Source organism: Chitinophaga agrisoli, assembly GCF_008386695.1.
In the GTDB taxonomy this organism is placed as follows: Bacteria; Bacteroidota; Bacteroidia; order Chitinophagales; family Chitinophagaceae; genus Chitinophaga; species Chitinophaga agrisoli.
The window spans coordinates 853,420-869,381 of record NZ_VUOC01000001.1 but is presented as its reverse complement, the minus strand read 5'-3'; the positions used below and the strand labels follow the sequence as shown (position 1 = coordinate 869,381).

The following is a 15,962-nucleotide window of genomic DNA, read 5'->3' as shown; positions in this document are numbered from 1 at the left end:
AAGTATTGACCTTTTAACATTAAACGTATGGATAGAAGAGAGTCCCTGAAAGCATTAGCCATTGGCTCCGTTTCTGTAGGGGCCATCCTTACCGGCTGCGACGATAAAAAGACCACTGAGGATACCAAAAAACCCGGTGGCGATAAAGAAGAAGTCTACGGCCGCACCCCCGAAGAAAAAGAAAGGGATGCCAAACTAAAAGCAGATAAATACTTTACCGATGCGGAGATGAAAACCATCACGGTGCTCGCCGCTATCATCATCCCTAAGGATGACAAGTCCGGCAGCGCAGTAGACGCCGGCGTACCTGCCTTCATAGAATTCACTGTAAAAGATCAGCCCAGATACCAGCTGCCCCTCCGTGGCGGTCTGCGCTGGCTGGATGTACAGTGCCTCAAACACTATGATAAGGCCTTCACAGACTGCAGCCAGCAACAGCAACTGGAAATGGTGGATAAGATCGCCTATCCGGAAAAAGCTACGCCGGAAACCAGCCAGGGGGTGAACTTCTTTACCCTTATGCGCAACCTTACCGCTACTGGCTTCTATACCAGCGAGATAGGCATCAAAGACCTGGGTTATGTAGGCAACCGCCCCAACGAATGGGATGGCGTGCCCGCAGATGTGCTTAAACAGTACAACCTGGCCTACGATGAAAAGCTGTTACCGCAGTACCTGAAGATCGAAGACCGGGCCAAGCTGATGACCTGGGACGATTAACAGCGTTGCTTATATCATTGTGTGAAAAGTGAAAGCATACTTTCACTTTTCACCCTTATGACAGACCCTTTCACTTTTGACGATATTCTATTATCTTGATTAAAACTTTTTCTACTCATGGTTCAGGAAAAAAATAACCAGGGAGACAATGTTTCCCGTAGATCATTCCTAAAGAACGGCGCATTGAGCGCAGCCGCCTTTATGATCGTTCCACGTCACGTTCTGGGTGGTAAAGGCTTTATTGCGCCCAGCGACCGTCTTCGTATAGCCGGTATTGGCGTGGGCGGTAAAGGCCAGGGCGATATCGCAGAATTTGCCAAAGGACCCGCAGACATCGCGTTCCTTTGTGATGTGGATGAGCGCCGTGCAGCCACTTCCGTTAAGAATTTCCCCAAGGCTAAGTTCTACAAAGACTTCCGGGAAATGCTGGAAAAAGAGCATAAGAACTTTGACGCCGTATCCGTATCCACCCCGGATCACACGCATGCCGTAGCCGCTATGGCCGCCATGCAGCTGGGCAAGCACGTATATGTGCAAAAACCGCTCACCCACGATATTTATGAAGCCCGTATGCTTACGCAGGCGGCTAAACGTTATAACGTAGTAACACAGATGGGTAACCAGGGTTCCTCCGGCGATGGCGTTCGTCAGCTGATGGAGTGGCATAACGCCGGCCTGGTAGGTGATGTGCATACCGTTTACTGCTGGACAGACCGTCCCGTATGGCCCCAGGGTATTCCCTGGCCTACCCAAAAGGCAGAAGTGCCCAAGGAACTGGACTGGAACCTGTGGTTAGGTACTGCTCCCCATAAAGATTATGTAGATAAACTGGTGCCCTTTAACTGGCGCGGCTGGTGGGATTATGGTACCGGCGCTATCGGCGATATGGGTTGTCATATCATTGAACCTCCTTTCCGTGTACTGGGCCTGGGCTACCCCTACGAAGTAGAGTGCAGCGTAGGTAGCGTGTATGTGGATGAGTTCAAACGCGGATATTTCCCGGAAAGCTGCCCTCCCTCCTCTCACGTGATCCTGCGGTTCAAAGGCAAAGGCGGTAAAGTGGTTACCTTGCACTGGATGGATGGTGGTATACAGCCTGAGCGTCCGGAAGAGCTGGGCCCCAACGAAAGAATGGGTGACGGCGGCAACGGCGCCCTCTTCATTGGCTCCAAAGGCAAAATGATGTGCGGCACTTACGGTATGTTCCCTACCCTGCTGCCTACTGCCCGCACACAAACGGCAAATGTGCCGCAAACCATTGCCCGTGTACCGGAAGGTCACTATCAACAATGGGTAAATGCTGCCATTGCCGGTCCTAAGAGCGATAAGGCAAAAATGCTGAGCTCTCCGTTCTCTATCGCCGGTCCTTTAACAGAGACCATATTGATGAGCAACCTGGCTATCCGTAGCTTCGATATTAAGAAGGAAGTGGAAGGAAAAACCACTTACCCCGGCCGCTATATTAAGCTGCTGTGGGATGGTAATAACATGAAGATCACCAACTTCGACGAGGCCAATCAGTTCGTAAAACGTACCTACAGCGACGGCTGGAGCCTGGGCGTATAGTTGATATACTAGAATATTTATATGCTAAATGTGCTGATGAATGAGCAATATTGCGCTCATTATCAGCACATTAGTTTTTAAGGGCATTCCCATACCCATAATAATAGTGTGATTGTTTTCGTTAAGTACAGTACGTATCCTATTTTTACACAGTTAAAAAACCATGTCCGACCATATATGCCGCAAAAATACTTCTGGCCGCTTGCAATGATAAGCGGCTTAATATTATGGGCCGCCTGTAAAAAGGAAGTAAGCCGGGAAGGAGAACCACCCACCGCCCCTGCTACCACCTGCAGTTACGCCCCCTATACCACCGGCTCTGCGTATAATTTTGAGAATGTTAACAATAGCACCAAGGATACTACCCGCTTTTCCGTAAACATCACAGGCGATACGATCATTAATGGACTGGTATATAAAAAGTTAGCTTCCGATACTGCCACCACTTACGACCATTGCGACAATGGCAGCTACCACCAGATGGTAAGAGGCATTTCTTATGAAGGCTATACGGCAGACAGCGTAATGTCCATTTACCTCAAGGATAACGTACCCGCCGGCGCCACCTGGTCAGATACCGTTACCGTTAAAAACGGCGCTGATCAGCAGACCGTATACCTCACCTATACCATCACACAAAAAGGCGTTGTTAAAAAGGTCTATGACCTGGATTATACGGATGTGATAGGCGTACGTTTAAGCGCCACCGTAAAAGTGCTGGGCATTCCCGTTTCTTTAGGTACCCTGGCTACCAACTATTATGCAAAAGGCGTGGGCCTTATTCAGATAGATCAGCCTACAGATACCACCCGCCTGCGCGATTATAACATCGAGCCATAAAATAAACTTATAAACGATAAAACCGGCAAGGCCATTGGGTACATAACCCTTATGACTTTGCCGGTTTAATTATTTTACGGCGCGCCCTCATAAACATCCAGGCCGCAGCGCCTGTATCCTCCCCTAATTCTTGTCCCAGATCTCCGTCAGGAACCGTTCTACCGCCCTTCTTACATTCGTACTGGTAGTGTTATGGTTATTCACCAATACGCTGAACACCAGTGTCTTCCCTTTCTTAGTCACCAAATACCCGCTCAGGGCTACGCAACCATTCAGCGTACCTGTTTTGGCGTGTACAAACTGCTGCTGATAATAATTACGCAGTGTGCCTTTGCCACCCGTGGGGAATATCTCCCATAACCTTTCCTGCGGGATCTGCTGCCGCATGGCAGTAAGCACGCTTACAAAATCACGGGGCGTAAACAGATCATACCGTGAGAGGCCGGAACCATCCACCCATTGCGGCGGATGCGGCAAAAACGAAAGATAATGCTCCTGCATATAGCGGATGGTGCTGCTGGTGCTGATGCTGTCCCATAACCGGGCGCCGCACATCATAAGGGTCTGCTCCGCATAGAAATTATCGCTGCGGTGCATCATGGGCGTATAAAGAGAATCCACCGGACGGCTGTACAATACTTTAAATGCCGCCGGGCTCAATACAGTCGTGGGGCTGGCCACCGTTACCGGTTTATGCAGGGTATCCTGCAGGCGCTGGGCCAGGTCCTGTATATTGCCGGTAATGAACGGCACTTCCGCCTCCAGCAGTTCGTTATCACGCCGGGCATATTGCAGGGAAAAATGATTGCTGCGTTCATCCCGGTCGGTAACCGCTTCTTTGAGCGTGTCTATCTCCTGTACCGTAAAATGTGCAGTGTCTGCAAATACCGGGGGCGTTATGCTGATAGTATCGCGGTGACGCCGGATGCGGGCTACATTGCCATATACCGGCCACTCGTTCAGCTCCGGCTGATAATAATCCGCGTAATCGCTCCAGCCCCAGCCCGGCCCAAAACGTTTGTTGGTAACCACGGCGGGTACCAGCACAATCCGTTTATCCGTGCGGCTAAGCATATCCATCGCCGGCTGAGAAGTATATTCCGGGTGCAGGAAAGAAGGATCGCCCATGCCCTTTACATACAGCACACTGTCTGTTTCCAGGTATTTTAAGGCTGGCAGGCTATCGCCCAGCAGCTGAAAGCCGCTGAATAAAGTAAAGATCTTGGTATTGGATGCCGGCGTAAAATATTTATCGTCCTGGTATTGATACCAGTACTCCTGTTTGCCGGGGTCATAGATACAGATACCTACATGTGCATGTTCCAGCGCAGCTCCGTTTAGTAACTCACTGGCCCATTTGCGGATATTAGTTTTTGGGCTGGTTGTCTTTTGCGCCCATAGCGGCTGCATGCAAAACAGGGTAAGGCATACCAGCGCGGTCCGTTTTAAGCAATTATTCATTGAGTAAGAGATGGTTGGCAACAAATGTAGAATAGCAGGATCAAAAATGTAAATAAGGTTGTTGAGCGGGCCCCACGATCCACAAACCACCAATTAAACGACGGGCTTCTTCCAGGCGCCGCCCGGAAGAAGCCCGTCGTTATAATATCATGTGCACACCGGCTTGCTGATCCTGCGGGAAACATAGCTGTATTTCCTACCGGAAGGCATCCGCTCCTGATCATCTCAGGTAAAATACTTTGTGATCCCCGGTTTCGCATACGCGTAAAAACCATCTGCCCCGGGCATTACCGGCGGCTGCGCATCAAACGCATAGGTTTGCGGCTGCAGGTTAATACCGGAGTTCAGCGCCTTATCCCAGGGGATGATCTGTCCGGAATAAGTAGCCATACGGCCTATAATAGCAGAAAGCGTCGTTTGCGCCCCGCGCTCCGCATCCCAGAATTTATACTCTCCCTTGGCCACGGCGGCAAACAATTCATCATGCTCCGTTTGGTAGGGATTGTTTTCCTGTTTCTTATCAAACTGGTATAGCACTTTTCCTTTATGGTCCTGTATCAATCCTTTATCACAGATAATACGGCCCTTGGTGCCTACTATCTCTTCATCTACCCGGCTGGCGCTGTCTTTCCAGTGACGACACTGGCTGTTCATCACCACGCCATCTGCATAGCGGTATTCTACATAATGGTGGTCAAAGATCTCGCCCGTATCCTTACCGGTGCGGATGGCCCGGCCGCCCATCCCTACTGAGCTGGCGGGGGTAGCGCCTTTGAACCAGTTGCCCACGTCTATATTATGGATATGCTGTTCTACGATATGATCGCCGCAAAGCCAGTTAAAGTAGTACCAGTTACGCATCTGGTATTCCATCTCTGTATATTCCGGCTTGCGGGGCCTTATCCACAGTGCGCCCTGGTTCCACCATACCTGCATGGAGAGGATATCGCCTATCATGCCATCCTGTGTGCGTTTGTACAGCTCCCGGTAAGAGTTCTGGTAACGGCGTTGCAGGCCTACCACTACGTTCAGTTTTTTTGATTTGGCTATCTCCGCCGCTTCCAGCACGCGTTTAATACCCGCGGGATCTGTGGCTACCGGTTTTTCCATGAAGATATGTTTGCCCAGTTTTACGGCTTCTTCAAAATGGATAGGCCGGAAACCCGGCGGTGTAGCCAGTATCACTACATCTGCCAGTGGAATGGCTTTTTTGTAGGCGTCAAAACCGGTGAATTTATTCTCGTCCTTTACTTTCAGGCGGTCACCCTTTCCTTTTTCCTCCAGGGCTTCCTTAATGTTGTTGTAGCTATCATTCAGCCGGTCCGGGAAAGCATCGGCCATAGCGATCAGTTCTACATTCTCCTTGGTGCTCAGCGCCTGGGTGGCAGCGCCTGTGCCCCGGCCGCCGCAACCTATCAGCACGATCTTGATCGTATCCTTAGCGCCGGAGAAATAATTAGCATGCGACAATACAGGCATGGCCAGGAGGCCGCCCGCCAGCACGGAAGACTGTTTCATAAAGTCCCGGCGGCTTTGATTGTGTAGGGTTTGTTTGTTTTCGTTTTCCATACGTGCAGTTTTATAGTGTGAAATTCATAAGGCAGGAGCGCGTACCTTATCGTGCTCCTTTATATTTGTCCAGTACATCTGCAAAGAATTGTTCGGCCTCCTCCTTAGTGGGCTGTTGCAAGGGCCGCACTATCCGGAAACCTATAAAAGGCGCATCCGCATTCCACCATTTACTCTTGGGGATCTGCGGGTCGCGGCGGTTCCACTCCGGGTCTGATTTCAGGCGGGCCGCTGCGCGCAGCTGCGCCGGTTCATCCTGGTAATTGCCGCCTTTAATGGTGCGCGGTGTTTTGGCGGTAGGTTTGTTCCAGGGGTCCTTAGCGCCCGCATGCTCCAGGAACTGCGCGTCATACTGGTCCAGCGTCCATTCTGCTACATTGCCCAGCATATCGTACAGGCCCCAGGCGTTGGGCTTTAGCTCGCCTACTTTATGATATTTACCCTCGCTGTTGGCGGCATACCAGGCATAATCCTTTAAAGCGCCGGCTTCGTTCCCAAAAGGCCAGGCGGTAGTAGCGCCGGCCCGGCAGGCATACTCCCATTCCGCTTCGGTGGGCAGGCGGTAAAATATGCCGGTGTTTATATATAACCAGCGGCAGTACATCAGCGCGCCATACTGGCTCATGCTGTTGGCCGGGTAGCCTCCGCTTTTGCCCATGCCCAGGGTAAGGTCTATATACGGCGGACTGGGGCGGGTCATACCATCCGGCATAGGCGTTTTATCCTTTTCCGGGTCGGTATACACGTCATATTCATCAAAAGTAACTTCATGAGCGCCCATCCAGAAGGGCGATATCGTTACCTTTTGCTGCGGCCCCTCATCTGCGGCCCGCCCTTTTTCCGTAGCCGGACTGCCAATCATAAAGGACCCGCCTTCAATAGGCACCATCTTAAAGCTGATATCCGTTCCCGGAAGTTTTGTTTCATACGTGGTAAACGCTGTGGCGGCGTTAGATGCGCTTTGAGCCAGTACAGAATGAGCTAACACACCTGTTAACGCCAGCGTCGTCAGTTGTTTCATCATACAATAACAAGTAGGCTGGTGAATTTATTAAATCCGTTCCTGGAATCCAATACTTATTTGATAAGGTTCCCTATAAAAGGATAAAAAACTATAAATATTCAAATGAAAAGCCATTAAATTTAGTGCCCATATAGCATCACCCTTAACCCTTCGTAACGTTATGGAAAGAAGAACCTTCCTGCAACAAGGTACCCTGGCCAGTATATCGGCCCTGACTTTTGGCGCCGGCGCCGCGGCTCATGCTGCTGCCACCGGAACCAACGCCCATGCAGCCGCTACCGGTACTGCTATGGCAAAACCCTTTAACATGAACTATGCCCCCCATGATGGCATGTTCAAGAACAGCGCCGGCGATAATTTCCTGGACCAGATCCGGTTTATGCACGACCAGGGCTTCCGGGGCATAGAAGACAATGGCATGCTCAAAAGGGACCCGGCAGAACAGGAAAAGATAGGCAACCTGCTGGCCAAACTGGATATGCAGATGGGCGTATTCGTGATCGAAGGCGGCGATAACTGGAAGGTATCCCTCGCTACCGGCAAACAGGAGTTTAAAGACACTTTTGTAAAAGTTTGCAAATCAGCCGTAGAAACAGCCAAACGTTGTAATGCCAAATGGGCTACCGTGGTACCGGGCTTTTTTGAGCGTAAACTGCCCATCGGCATCCAAACCGCTAATGTGGTAGAGGCCCTGCGTTTAGGCGCGGAGATCCTGGAACCGCATGGTCTTATTATGGTGCTGGAACCGCTCAGCGATACGCCGGAACTGTTCCTGCGCACTGCAGACCAGACCTACGAGATCTGTAAGGCCGTAAAAAGCCCCTCCTGTAAAATACTGTATGATATCTACCACATGCAGCGCAACACCGGTCACCTTATCCCCATGATGGATATGTGCTGGGAAGAGATCGCGTACATCCAGATAGGTGATAACCCCGGCCGTAAAGAGCCAGGTACCGGCGAGATCAATTATAAGAATATCTTTAAGCACCTGCACGAAAAAGGCTACAAAGGCATACTGGGTATGGAGCATGGCAATTCCCAATCCGGCAAGGAAGGCGAAGCGGCGGTGATAAAAGCCTATCGTGAGGCAGATGATTTCCTGGGCTAACGATCGTTATATCGTTCAATAAAAAAGGATGAAGCGTGTACTTCATCCTTTTTTTATTGAAACCCTGATAGTTATTTTTTCAGGTGAAAATATTCTTTGCTGTAATTGCCGTTGCCATAATCATTATCCCGTACCATAAATACCATTTGGGTATCTGTAAGCGTGATCACCGGCACCTGGTCAGAAATGCCCTGGTTGTTGGTCAACTCCAGTGTCTGGCCATTTATTAAACGGTAAGTACCCGTAACAACGGTATCGCTCAGGTTAGCCTCAAATTTCCCGTCAGCCTTCAGGTTAAAATATGCGCCGCTTACATCCGCGCTGGTAGTTGTATCTATAGATACTACCGCATTCTGCGGATTAAATACAGTATCAATGGAAAAATCGAATTGCCAGTTACCCTGGATCATTTTGTTCTCTGGTGGGGTATCATCATCCTTGCTGCAGGCTATAAAAAGCAAGGTAAAAACGCCCGCCAGGGCCAGTAGTCGCACAATAGATTTTTGCATGGTAGATATGGTTTATTATATTACAAAAATAATAGGTTTATCCTGAAACTAAACTTTTTATGCTGTTACCTTTGCAGCCACATTTTCTGATGCTATTTTCTTAACTTAACTTAAATATCTGTTTTTATGGGATTTCTGATCCGCTTATTGGTAAGTGCCTTGGCCGCTATGTTAACCGCTTACCTGTTACCCGGTGTTAAGATCGACAACTTTATAACGGCGCTTATACTGGCTTTAGTACTGGCAGTACTGAACCTGCTGGTAAAGCCTATCCTTATTATCCTTACCCTGCCGGCTACCATCCTTACCCTGGGATTGTTCCTGCTGGTGATCAATGCCATCATCATCCTGCTGGCCGCCAACCTGGTAAAAGGCTTCCGGGTAGATGGTTTTTTCTGGGCATTAATATTCAGTATAGTAATGACCGTGATCAACAGCATTATGCACGGTCTTGCCAGTGATAACTAATTATGTACTTCGACCGTTCCCATATCAGCGATGAGCAGTTGCTATCCTTCCACCGCGCTTTATTATACCCGCGGTTGATAGAAGAAAAGATGCTGTTATTGCTGCGGCAGGGCCGCATTAGCAAATGGTTTTCCGGCATAGGCCAGGAAGCCATTGCGGTGGGCGCCACGCTGGCCCTCTCTCCGGATGAATGGATCCTGCCCCTGCACCGCAACCTTGGTGTATTTACCGCAAGGGGCATGCCATTAGAGAAACTGTTCCTGCAGTGGCAGGGCAGCCAGCACGGCTACAGCAAGGGCCGGGAACGCTCTTTTCATTTCGGCAGCCGCGAACACCACATCTGCGGCATGATCTCCCACCTGGGTCCGCAGCTGTCCATCGCAGACGGTATTGCCCTGGCCTCCAAACTGGCCGGGCAGCAAAAACTGGCCCTCGCCTTTACCGGCGAAGGCGGTACCAGCGAGGGCGAGTTTCATGAGGCGCTCAACGTGGCGGCCGTATGGGACCTGCCCGTTATTTTCCTGGTAGAGAACAATGGCTACGGCCTTAGTACCCCGGTAACGGAACAGTACCGCGCCAAACAGCTCACGGATAAAGCCATCGGCTACGGTATGCGCAGCATGCAGATAGATGGCAACAACCTCCTGGAAGTATACCACGCCGTTACGGAAGCCAAAGCATATGCCCTGCGAGAAAGCAAACCGGTATTGATAGAAGCCCTCACCTTCCGTATGCGGGGCCATGAAGAGGCCAGCGGCATCAAATACGTGCCGCCCGCCCTGCTGGAAGAATGGGCCCAAAGGGACCCTATCCACCATTACGAAGCCTTCCTGCAATTTATTGGCCTCCTGGACGCCGCCGGCATAGACGCCCTGCACCAGGAGCTCAAACACCAGATAGACGATGCCGTGAACCAGGCCCTTACGGAAACGGAGCCGCCGCTGGTAGATACCGGCACAGAGCTGGGCGATATCTACGCCCCCCTGCCGCCAGCGCAGCCCGCCCCGGCAGTACACACCACCCACGATACCCGCTTTATTAATGCCATTTCCGGCGCGCTTAAGACCGCCATGGAGCAATACCCTAACCTGGTGCTCATGGGACAGGATATCGCGGAATATGGCGGCGCATTTAAGATCACAGAAGGGTTTGTGGAGCTGTTTGGTAAGGAACGGGTACGTAATACGCCCCTGTGCGAAAGCGCCATTATAGGCGCGGCCCTGGGCCTATCCCTTATGGGTTACAAGAGTATGGTGGAAATGCAGTTTGCTGATTTTGTAAGCTGCGGCTTTAACCAGATCGTAAATAACCTGGCCAAGATCCATTACCGCTGGGGACAGGCGGCTGATGTAGTGATACGCCTCCCGGCCGGCGCCGGCGTAGGCGCAGGCCCGTTCCACTCCCAGAGTAATGAGGCCTGGTTTACCCATACCCCCGGCCTTAAAGTAGTGTACCCGGCTACCCCGGCAGATGCCTATGGCCTGCTCCTGGCCGCCATAGCGGATCCCAACCCGGTACTCTATTTTGAGCATAAGGCCTTGTACCGCAGCATCACCGGTCCCGTGCCGGAGGGCTGGCATACAGTGCCCATCGGAAAAGCGAATATAGTACAGGACGGCTCAGAGATCACGATCATCACCTACGGCAGCGGCGTACACTGGGCATTGGACTATGCCCGTCAGCATCCGCAGCTATCCCTCCACATCCTGGACCTGCGCACCCTGCTACCGCTGGACTACGAAGCTATCTATGCCGCCGTGGCCCAAACCGGCAAAGTGCTGATACTCCATGAGGACACCCTCACCGGCGGTTTTGGCGGAGAGATAGCCGCCTGGATAGCGGAACACTGTTTCTCACTGCTGGACGCCCCCATACTCCGCTGCGCCAGCCTGGATACGCCGGTCCCTTTTGCAGGCGAGCTTGAAAAAAATTTTCTGGCCAAATCCCGGCTGGATCAGTGTATCCGGCAGCTGGCAGCATATTGATAATATTGGGCTATGGGATTTTTAAACGGAATGGCCTAACTTGCATTCAATATTTAAATACTTAATATTATGTTGCATACGCTCTTAACGGTAAAGACAACGGAGTTTTATCAGACCTTTGACAAGGTAGGTGGTGTTTTGGTATTCGTGCTGATAGCGCTGTTTGCATTGATGTTCCTGTACGCTACCATCAAGTATGTGAAGCCGTAATCTATTAGCTGCGAACTTTTTAGCTTATTATATATCAGCCCCGGTGTGCCGGGGCTTTTTTATGCCTGCTGCTGTAATGCCTGTTGGGTGTAGCGCAGGTTCTCCTCATCAAAACATACCAGCAGTACCTGCTGTATGCCGGTATGCGTTTCCAGGAAAACACGGATAGTTTGAACGGCTATGCCGGCCGCCCGGTCCTTCGGGAAACGGTAAATACCAGTGCTGATATTCGGGAAGGCAATAGTGGCTAACCCATTATCCACCGCCAGCTGCAAAGCGTTCCGGTAACAACTGGCCAACTTTTCCTCTTCGTTTTTATTACCGCCATTCCATACAGGCCCTACGGTATGGATCACGTGTTTGGCCGGCAACCGGCCTGCGGTGGTGATCACCGCCTCTCCTACGGCGCAACCGCCCTGGCGGGCCACTATCTTCCGGCAATCGTCCAGTATGGCCGGGCCCCCGGCACGATGGATGGCGCCATCTACTCCGCCGCCTCCCATCAGGGAGGTATTGGCCGCATTTACGATCGCATCCGCCTGTGTTTTGGTAATATCGCCCTGCTGCGCAGTGATCCTTTCGTGTATATCCATATGCTAATGTTGTATTTCTCCCTGTATTTTCCCAAACATATCTGCCTACCGCTGTATCTCCCTTACATACACCAGCTTCCCCTTCCTCCCGCTCTCCCGGATATCCACCTCAAAACGGTCAAAATTCTTGATCAGCTGTATCAGTTTATTATACCCATAGTTACGCGCGTCAAAATCCGGTTGTTTCTTTAGCAACAGGTTGCCCAGCTCCCCAAGGTACGCCCAACCGTCTTCGTCTGCAATATCATTAATACTGGAAGAAAGCAGGTTGATCAGTTCCCGGTCTGCTTTACTGATGCCTTTTGTTGCCTTGCCTTTACTGGCTTTACTCTTGGCAGGCGTCGTTTCCCGTTCCCGGTTCTGCTGTAATATCTCCAGGTAAATGAACTTATCACAGGCGGCCCGGAAAGCGGCCGGGGTCTTCATCTCGCCCAGGCCAAACACGCGCATGCCGGCTTCCCGCAGGCGGGTGGCCAGGCGGGTAAAATCGCTATCGCTGGTAACCAGGCAAAACCCGTCTACCCGGCCGGTGTACAGGATGTCCATAGCGTCTATGATCATCGCAGAGTCAGTGGAGTTCTTGCCGGTGGTATAACTGTATTGCTGTACGGGGTTAATGGCGTTCTCCAGCAGCACGGTCTTCCAGCCGCTGAGGTGGGGTTTGGTCCAGTCGCCATAGATCCTTTTAAAGGTGGGAATGCCATATTTGGCTACTTCCTCCATCATAGCCTTTATATTGCTATGGGGAATATTATCAGCGTCGATCAGCACGGCTAGCCGCAGATCTTTTGCATTACTGTCCATAAGCCATTAAAGGGTTTAGTACTATAATATTACAAAAGATCTGCGTGCCGGCTAATAATGAAAGGGGATTATCTGAGGTAGGAGCGGATCATCCAGGCCATTTTCTCATGGTCTTCCATTAATCCGGTAACAAAATCACTGGTACCTTTGTCCTTGTACTTAACGTCAAACTCGTCTACGAGCCTGCGCAGGTTGCGGATAATGGTCTCATGATCACTCAGGAGGTTAGTGAGCTGAGCCTTGGGATCATTGGTGTACTCCTGCTCCACCAGACTGGCCAGCTTCAGGAAATCTGACAAACGGCCTTCCGCATAGTGACCCAGGGAACGGATCCTCTCTGCCACGTCGTCGATAGCTTCTTCCAGCTGGCCATACTGCTCCTCATAGAATTTGTGTAATTCCATAAAGCTGGAGCCCTCTACATTCCAATGGTAATTACGGGTTTTAGTGTACAACACTACCAGGTCTGCCAGGGCCTTGTTCAATTCCAATGCTACCTGTTGCAGGTGCTCTTCTGAGATTCCGATGTTTGCTTTCATGTGAGTTAGATTTAATTGTTCTACTTGTTCCTAATGGTTTGTGTGGTGGCTGTCATTTTTGATAGAAATCCTACGAAAATAGGATGTAAAGGTGCCGCTTCTTTTGCTATTATTGTGCCATACTTCATAATTTTGTGGTATGGAACAGTCGTCGGGGAGAATATACACCACGCATTTTATATTACTTTGCCTTAGTAATGCAGTATTCTCCGCCAGTTACAATATGCTTATCCCCGAATTACCTGCTTACCTGAGCAGTATGGGAGGTGCAGACTATAAAGGCTACATCCTGGCACTTTTTACCTTGATGGCAGGACTCTCACGACCCTTCAGCGGCAAATTGACAGATACTGTTGGCAGGGTGCCGGTCATGATCTTCGGCTCCCTCGTTTGTGTAGTATGCAGCCTCCTGTATCCACTGGTTAGCTCTGTTGGCGCATTCCTCTTACTCCGTTTCTTTCATGGTTTCTCTACCGGCTTTAAGCCTACCGGCACCAGCGCCTATATATCAGATCTGGTACCTTATAACCGCCGCGCGGAGGCTATGGGTATGGTAGGGCTGTTCAGCACCATCGGCCTGGCCATGGGACCCGCTATCGGGGGTTTTATCGCTGCCCGCTGGAATATATATGTGATGTTCCAGGTATCCGCTGTATTTGCCCTGCTGTCAGTGGTAATACTGGTGGGCGGTTTAAGGGAAACATTGCCTGACCGTCAGAAGTTCCGTCCATCCTTGTTAAAGATCTCCCGCAGTGAAATATTTGAGCCCCTGGTAATAGCCCCGGTGATCGTTACGTTCCTCTGCTTCCTGAGCTACGGCGCTTTACTGACCATCATCCCGGACTTTAGCCAGCATCTGGGCATCCATAATAAAGGGTTGTTCTTTACCTTCTTTACCGCAGCCTCCATTGGCATCCGCCTGCTGGCCGGTAAGGTTTCCGATAAATACGGCCGGTTGCCGGTGTTAAAGCTGTCTGCCGTTACCATGGCCATTTCCCTCTTTATGCTGGCTACTGCTACCACCCCTTATATGATGATGTTAGCGGCTATAATATACGGCATTTCTGTAGGATTAAACTCCCCTGCTGTTACCGCCTGGACGGTGGACCTGGGTAATCCTGAATTCCGGGGCCGCGCACTGGCTACCATGTATATTGCCATGGAAGCAGGTATAGGCCTGGGCGCTTACCTCTCCGCCTTCATCTATCACAACAATGCCGCTTACTTCCCACTTGCTTTTGGGGTAATGGGCGTAGCCACCCTAATGGCGGTTTGTTATCTCTTCCTGATCTATGACAACCACCGTTTGAAAGTGATGTGGCGGCTGGTACATATGAAGGCGCATATCAAAACGCCTTTCCGCAGATGGTTATAAGCAATTGATCTTTATATAAATAGACGAAGGTGTACCGTAATACGATACACCTTCTTTTTTATATACCCTACCGTTGGAGGCGTGGTAGTTATTTGATTACAATCTTTCATACAGGGCACGCAGGCGCTCACGGCTCATCTGCTGCTGCCAGTCCTTGCCCAGGGCATTTTCCCATAAAGGAGCCAGCCCCATAGAAACATCGATCATTTTGTTGAACTGCTCATCGCTAAGCCCTTTGGTAATGTGCTGCGGTATTGTGATGTTATGACGGGCCACCATCTCCTTAAACTCCAGCACGCCCTGGGGATAAAACTCCTCCAGCTTATCAAACACAATACAGTTGCCTACGCCATGATGGGTACCCAGCAGGTAGCTGAGGCCATAACTTACCGCATGGGCCACGCCCACCTGCGAGTAGGCAATGCTCATACCCCCGGCATAGGAGGCCATCATCAGTTTCTCATCCGCATCATCATCCCAGTGCGGCTTTTTCAGGAATATTTCCTGGCACAATTCCAGGGCCTTTTCTCCGTAAGAGCGGCTAAATGCGTTCAGGTAAGTACCCTCCAGGGATTCAACACAGTGTATATAACAATCCATGGCGGTATAGAACCGCTGGTTCACGGGTGCGTCTTTTACTAACTCAGGGTCCAGTACGATCTGGTCAAAAGGAGTGAAATCAGAGTTCAGGCCCAGCTTTTTGGTTGGCCCGGTAAGTACCGTGGTACGGCTTACCTCTGCGCCCGTGCCGGATAGGGTGGGTACGCCCACTTTATAAACACCGGGGTGCTTTAACAGGTCCCATCCCTGGTAATCCGCAGCGGAACCGGGGTTGGTCATCATCAGCGATACGGCCTTGGCCATATCCATGGTGGAGCCGCCGCCTATGCCCACAATACCGGATACCTGTCCAAACTCCGCCTGCAGCTCATCCCGCAGCTGATCCACATAACTGGTCTTGGGCTCGTGGGTAACATCTATGAATACGATCTTATCCTTGACCTGTAGCGGCAGCCGGCCGGTAAAAGCCGGTTTATCCCGGAAGAAATGATCCACAAAAAAGATCATCGGCGCATCGCCCTTACGTTGCGGTGCCAGTATCTCGTCCAATTGGTTAAAGGCGCCACGGCCAAATATTACATAACCTACCAGCTTAAAATTCCTGAATTTCATCCCTGAGATTGTATC

16 protein-coding genes are annotated in these 15,962 nt (G+C 50.8%); 8 read left to right on the top strand and 8 right to left on the bottom strand.

Features of this window, described 5'->3' with window-relative positions:
* Positions 1–27 precede the first annotated feature (27 nt).
* The 3 genes from F0L74_RS03610 (at position 28) to F0L74_RS03600 (ending at position 3,126) form a co-directional block, all read left to right on the top strand.
* Entirely contained in the window at positions 28–720 is a 693-nt protein-coding gene (locus F0L74_RS03610; RefSeq protein ID WP_149836456.1) for a gluconate 2-dehydrogenase subunit 3 family protein, read from the top strand.
* A 117-nt stretch (positions 721–837) separates the two neighbouring features.
* The gene (locus F0L74_RS03605; RefSeq protein ID WP_149836455.1) at positions 838–2,286 is read left to right on the top strand and encodes a Gfo/Idh/MocA family protein; all 1,449 of its coding nucleotides are present in this window, start codon (positions 838–840) and stop codon (positions 2,284–2,286) included.
* A gap of 177 nt (positions 2,287–2,463) precedes the next feature.
* On the top strand, positions 2,464–3,126 hold the full coding sequence (locus F0L74_RS03600) for a hypothetical protein (protein WP_149836454.1): 663 nt from the start codon (positions 2,464–2,466) through the stop codon (positions 3,124–3,126).
* A 123-nt stretch (positions 3,127–3,249) separates the two neighbouring features.
* On the opposite strand, the gene F0L74_RS03595 is transcribed toward F0L74_RS03600, so the two are convergent.
* From F0L74_RS03595 to F0L74_RS03585, 3 genes are all read right to left on the bottom strand, one after another.
* Entirely contained in the window at positions 3,250–4,536 is a 1,287-nt protein-coding gene (locus F0L74_RS03595) for a D-alanyl-D-alanine carboxypeptidase/D-alanyl-D-alanine-endopeptidase (RefSeq protein WP_188315845.1), read from the bottom strand.
* Between the two features lie 276 nt (positions 4,537–4,812).
* Complete coding sequence (locus F0L74_RS03590; protein ID WP_149836452.1) at positions 4,813–6,156, bottom strand: Gfo/Idh/MocA family protein; 1,344 nt, start codon at positions 6,154–6,156, stop codon at positions 4,813–4,815.
* Positions 6,157–6,202: 46 nt separating this feature from the next.
* The gene (locus F0L74_RS03585; protein ID WP_149836451.1) at positions 6,203–7,180 is read right to left on the bottom strand and encodes a formylglycine-generating enzyme family protein; all 978 of its coding nucleotides are present in this window, start codon (positions 7,178–7,180) and stop codon (positions 6,203–6,205) included.
* A gap of 160 nt (positions 7,181–7,340) precedes the next feature.
* On the opposite strand from F0L74_RS03585, the gene F0L74_RS03580 reads away from it, so the two are divergent.
* Positions 7,341–8,291: a hydroxypyruvate isomerase family protein gene (locus tag F0L74_RS03580; protein WP_149836450.1), complete on the top strand. Its 951-nt coding sequence runs from the start codon at positions 7,341–7,343 to the stop codon at positions 8,289–8,291.
* A 71-nt stretch (positions 8,292–8,362) separates the two neighbouring features.
* On the opposite strand, the gene F0L74_RS03575 is transcribed toward F0L74_RS03580, so the two are convergent.
* Positions 8,363–8,800 (bottom strand): lipocalin-like domain-containing protein, encoded by a 438-nt coding sequence (locus tag F0L74_RS03575; RefSeq protein WP_149836449.1) that lies wholly within the window; start codon positions 8,798–8,800, stop codon positions 8,363–8,365.
* Between the two features lie 126 nt (positions 8,801–8,926).
* Here F0L74_RS03575 and F0L74_RS03570 point away from each other — a divergent pair, with 126 nt between their 5' ends.
* The 3 genes from F0L74_RS03570 (at position 8,927) to F0L74_RS33205 (ending at position 11,463) form a co-directional block, all read left to right on the top strand.
* Positions 8,927–9,268: a phage holin family protein gene (locus F0L74_RS03570; protein WP_149836448.1), complete on the top strand. Its 342-nt coding sequence runs from the start codon at positions 8,927–8,929 to the stop codon at positions 9,266–9,268.
* Between the two features lie 2 nt (positions 9,269–9,270).
* Positions 9,271–11,253, top strand: coding sequence for an alpha-ketoacid dehydrogenase subunit alpha/beta (locus F0L74_RS03565; protein ID WP_149836447.1), 1,983 nt, complete (start codon positions 9,271–9,273; stop codon positions 11,251–11,253).
* A 69-nt stretch (positions 11,254–11,322) separates the two neighbouring features.
* A complete protein-coding gene (locus F0L74_RS33205; protein ID WP_188315844.1) occupies positions 11,323–11,463 on the top strand; it encodes a hypothetical protein in 141 nt (46 codons plus the stop codon).
* Between the two features lie 59 nt (positions 11,464–11,522).
* On the opposite strand, the gene F0L74_RS03560 is transcribed toward F0L74_RS33205, so the two are convergent.
* From F0L74_RS03560 to F0L74_RS03550, 3 genes are all read right to left on the bottom strand, one after another.
* Entirely contained in the window at positions 11,523–12,056 is a 534-nt protein-coding gene (locus tag F0L74_RS03560; protein ID WP_149836446.1) for an O-acetyl-ADP-ribose deacetylase, read from the bottom strand.
* Between the two features lie 45 nt (positions 12,057–12,101).
* On the bottom strand, positions 12,102–12,860 hold the full coding sequence (locus F0L74_RS03555) for an NYN domain-containing protein (RefSeq protein ID WP_149836445.1): 759 nt from the start codon (positions 12,858–12,860) through the stop codon (positions 12,102–12,104).
* A gap of 68 nt (positions 12,861–12,928) precedes the next feature.
* The gene (locus F0L74_RS03550) at positions 12,929–13,399 is read right to left on the bottom strand and encodes a Dps family protein (RefSeq protein ID WP_149836444.1); all 471 of its coding nucleotides are present in this window, start codon (positions 13,397–13,399) and stop codon (positions 12,929–12,931) included.
* Between the two features lie 139 nt (positions 13,400–13,538).
* On the opposite strand from F0L74_RS03550, the gene F0L74_RS03545 reads away from it, so the two are divergent.
* On the top strand, positions 13,539–14,774 hold the full coding sequence (locus tag F0L74_RS03545; protein ID WP_149836443.1) for an MFS transporter: 1,236 nt from the start codon (positions 13,539–13,541) through the stop codon (positions 14,772–14,774).
* A gap of 96 nt (positions 14,775–14,870) precedes the next feature.
* Here the strand turns inward: F0L74_RS03545 and F0L74_RS03540 are convergent, their stop codons facing one another.
* On the bottom strand, positions 14,871–15,947 hold the full coding sequence (locus F0L74_RS03540; protein WP_149836442.1) for an iron-containing alcohol dehydrogenase family protein: 1,077 nt from the start codon (positions 15,945–15,947) through the stop codon (positions 14,871–14,873).
* Positions 15,948–15,962 lie beyond the last annotated feature (15 nt).

Coding starts and splice junctions, on each gene's coding strand:
- F0L74_RS03590 (WP_149836452.1), bottom strand. CDS start 6,156: ATGGAAAACGAAAACAAACAAACCCTACACAATCAAAGCCGCCGGGAC.
- F0L74_RS03580 (WP_149836450.1), top strand. CDS start 7,341: ATGGAAAGAAGAACCTTCCTGCAACAAGGTACCCTGGCCAGTATATCG.
- F0L74_RS03585 (WP_149836451.1), bottom strand. CDS start 7,180: ATGATGAAACAACTGACGACGCTGGCGTTAACAGGTGTGTTAGCTCAT.
- F0L74_RS03555 (WP_149836445.1), bottom strand. CDS start 12,860: ATGGACAGTAATGCAAAAGATCTGCGGCTAGCCGTGCTGATCGACGCT.
- F0L74_RS03595 (WP_188315845.1), bottom strand. CDS start 4,536: ATGCAGCCGCTATGGGCGCAAAAGACAACCAGCCCAAAAACTAATATC.
- F0L74_RS03600 (WP_149836454.1), top strand. CDS start 2,464: ATGCCGCAAAAATACTTCTGGCCGCTTGCAATGATAAGCGGCTTAATA.
- F0L74_RS03570 (WP_149836448.1), top strand. CDS start 8,927: ATGGGATTTCTGATCCGCTTATTGGTAAGTGCCTTGGCCGCTATGTTA.
- F0L74_RS03605 (WP_149836455.1), top strand. CDS start 838: ATGGTTCAGGAAAAAAATAACCAGGGAGACAATGTTTCCCGTAGATCA.
- F0L74_RS03545 (WP_149836443.1), top strand. CDS start 13,539: ATGGAACAGTCGTCGGGGAGAATATACACCACGCATTTTATATTACTT.
- F0L74_RS03540 (WP_149836442.1), bottom strand. CDS start 15,947: ATGAAATTCAGGAATTTTAAGCTGGTAGGTTATGTAATATTTGGCCGT.
- F0L74_RS03550 (WP_149836444.1), bottom strand. CDS start 13,399: ATGAAAGCAAACATCGGAATCTCAGAAGAGCACCTGCAACAGGTAGCA.
- F0L74_RS33205 (WP_188315844.1), top strand. CDS start 11,323: ATGTTGCATACGCTCTTAACGGTAAAGACAACGGAGTTTTATCAGACC.
- F0L74_RS03610 (WP_149836456.1), top strand. CDS start 28: ATGGATAGAAGAGAGTCCCTGAAAGCATTAGCCATTGGCTCCGTTTCT.
- F0L74_RS03575 (WP_149836449.1), bottom strand. CDS start 8,800: ATGCAAAAATCTATTGTGCGACTACTGGCCCTGGCGGGCGTTTTTACC.
- F0L74_RS03560 (WP_149836446.1), bottom strand. CDS start 12,056: ATGGATATACACGAAAGGATCACTGCGCAGCAGGGCGATATTACCAAA.
- F0L74_RS03565 (WP_149836447.1), top strand. CDS start 9,271: ATGTACTTCGACCGTTCCCATATCAGCGATGAGCAGTTGCTATCCTTC.